The organism is Marinagarivorans sp., assembly GCF_982758155.1.
Window position 1 is genome coordinate 1 of record NZ_CEXWTU010000121.1, and the last position, 2,812, is coordinate 2,812.

A 2,812-nucleotide genomic window follows, 5' to 3' on the forward strand; every position below is an offset into this window, starting at 1 on the left:
AGAAAGCCGATCTCTTCGCCTAATTGGATAAACTATTATTACCTCGCCCCTAAAGTCCGCCTCGCAGGCATAAGCCTGTGAAGCGGTACTTGAGTTCAGCGCCCCTTACGTTCTGCGCATCAAACGACGAATACACATTGGCAGCGCCAGATAAGGCTTTATAATCCTAAGCCTAATGATCATCCCACGGCGTACACAATGACCTCTACAGTATTAATCTTCCTCATTATTTTTGGCGCTATTGGCGTTAGCTTGTTTTTCATTGGTTGGCTGTTTGCGCTATTAACAGCGCTAGGCAACAAACGTTACGCATTCGGCACCCTTTCCGCCCTTCTACCGCCCGTCGCCCTAGTTTATTGCGCACTACATTGGCAACAGGCCTCCGACGCGGGCAAGATGCTCTACGCTGGAGCCGCTATCCTTCTGATATTGCTAGCAATTTTGTATTATTTTAGCTTCCAGCTACACCCTAACGCTTAGTGCCGATACGCCGACAAGGCATTCAGAATGAGTATCAACGGTAATCAGACTCAGTCTAACCGGAAACCTATATCAAAATATTTTGATATAGGTTTGACGCACTGCTACACTTGCGCCCATGCAAGCGACAAAAATTCCCCCCATACCCAACGCCCTCGACATGACAGGCGACCTAGCGGCACTGCTTAAAGCCGCCGGTGACGACTTGCGTCTTGGCGTTTTACAGGTGTTGGCGCGTGACTCTTACGGGGTATTAGAGCTGGCACATGCCTTTGACGTAAAACAATCTGGTATTAGCCACCACTTAAAAGTGCTCGCTAACGCTGGCCTTGTAACCACTAGGCGCGAAGGCAACTCCATTTTTTACCGCCGAGCCCACGTCGCCGATACCGATTCTTTAGCGACCGCCAAAAACGCCATTTTCCAGCAAGTCGATAACATCGGCTTAACAAGCGCGCTCGAAAATGCACTGGCGACTATATGGCAAGAACGCACCCACACATCACATCAATTCTTTCTGGAAAACGCCGATAAATTCAGGGCCCAACAAGACTTAATTGCCAGCTTTGATGTTTACGGTAACCAAGTTGCCGAGATTCTAAAGCTATCACCCACGCCAACCAAACTCCACGCATTAGAAGTTGGCCCCGGCGAAGGTGAGTTTTTAACAGTACTGGCAGCGCAATTCGAAACAGTGGTGGCGCTCGATAACAGCCCGCAAATGCTTGCCAGCGCAAAAAAGCGTGCGCGGTCTCTTAGCAATATCGAATTCACCCTTGGCGACACCAGTTGCTTAGAAGACAAACCCGCATTCGATTGCGCCATTATTAATATGGTTTTACACCACACACCGTCACCCGCCCAAGTGATTGCTGACGTAAGCCAAGCATTGGCGCACAACGGCGTTTTAATTGTGACCGAACTGTGTAGCCACCAACAAGAATGGGCGCGCGAAGCGTGTGGGGATGTATGGCTAGGTTTTGAAACTGACGATTTAAAAAACTGGGCTGCAGCAGCAGGACTTAAACCGGGGCACAGTACTTACTTTGCGCTGCGCAACGGATTCCAAATTCAAATTCAACAATTTATTAAACAGTAACTTATTTAACAATGTTTTCAACTTAAAGCTGAGGAATTACCATGGCTGATTATAGTGTATTTACTTCGGAATCTGTTTCTGAAGGCCACCCGGATAAAATGGCAGACCAAATTTCCGATGCCGTTTTGGATGCTATTTTAACGGAAGACAAACACGCACGCGTTGCCGTGGAAACACTGGTAAAAACCGGAATGGCAATTATTGCCGGCGAAGTACGCACCAGTACCTATGTCGACTTGGAAGACCTTGTCCGCCAAGTTATTTTAGATATCGGTTATAACAGCAGCACCGTAGGATTCGACGGTGCTTCTTGTGCAGTGTTAAACGCTATCGGTAAACAAAGCGCCGATATCGCCATGGGCGTAGACGAAGCCGCTAATAAAGACTTAGGCGCTGGCGATCAAGGTTTAATGTTTGGTTACGCAACCAACGAAACCGAAGTTCTCATGCCAGCACCTATTTTTTATGCCCACCGCTTAGTGGAAAAACAAGCTTACTTGCGTAAAAGCAGCAAGCTTAATTGGCTGCGTCCAGACGCCAAAAGCCAAGTCACGTTGCGTTACGAAAACGGCAAGCCCATTGCTGTAGATGCCGTTGTATTATCGACCCAGCACGAACCCGATGTCTCGCAAGCCACCATCAAAGAAGCCATTATGGAAGAGGTCATCAAACCTATTCTACCGGCAGAATGGCTTCACAAAGACACCCAATTCCACATCAACCCAACCGGCCAATTTATTATTGGTGGCCCGGTAGGCGATTGCGGCTTAACCGGTCGTAAAATTATTGTTGATACCTACGGTGGCATGGCTCGCCACGGCGGCGGCGCATTCAGCGGTAAAGATCCATCAAAGGTCGACCGCTCTGCCGCCTACGCTGGCCGTTACGTAGCAAAGAACATCGTTGCTGCTGGCTTAGCCGATAAATGCGAGATCCAAGTAAGCTACGCCATTGGCGTTGCCGAGCCCACGTCTATATCTATCGATACTTTTGGTACCGGTAAATTAAGCGATAACGAAATTGCAAAATTAGTGCGCGAACATTTTGACTTGCGCCCGCGCGGCTTAATCGAAATGCTCGACCTATTGCGCCCGATTTATCGCGCAACAGCCGCTTATGGCCACTTTGGCCGCGAGCTACCCGAATTCACCTGGGAAGCCACCGATAAAGCCGCTGCATTAAAAGCGGCACTTTAATCCATTAAGCCTATTCATTGAATGCGCGGCACACCCC

Annotated in this window: 3 protein-coding genes; all 3 read left to right on the top strand. The window is 48.8% G+C overall.

What is annotated here, in order from left to right; translation table 11 throughout:
- The first annotated feature begins 198 nt into the window (after positions 1 to 198).
- The 3 genes from AC3A8L_RS13070 to metK all read left to right on the top strand — a co-directional run bounded on the left by AC3A8L_RS13070 (position 199) and on the right by metK (position 2,775).
- The gene (locus AC3A8L_RS13070; RefSeq protein ID WP_487962707.1) at positions 199 to 480 is read left to right on the top strand and encodes a hypothetical protein; all 282 of its coding nucleotides are present in this window, start codon (positions 199 to 201) and stop codon (positions 478 to 480) included.
- Between the two features lie 118 nt (positions 481 to 598).
- Positions 599 to 1,579: an ArsR/SmtB family transcription factor gene (locus tag AC3A8L_RS13075; protein ID WP_487962708.1), complete on the top strand. Its 981-nt coding sequence runs from the start codon at positions 599 to 601 to the stop codon at positions 1,577 to 1,579.
- A 41-nt stretch (positions 1,580 to 1,620) separates the two neighbouring features.
- Entirely contained in the window at positions 1,621 to 2,775 is a 1,155-nt protein-coding gene (gene metK, locus AC3A8L_RS13080; protein WP_487962709.1) for a methionine adenosyltransferase, read from the top strand.
- Positions 2,776 to 2,812 lie beyond the last annotated feature (37 nt).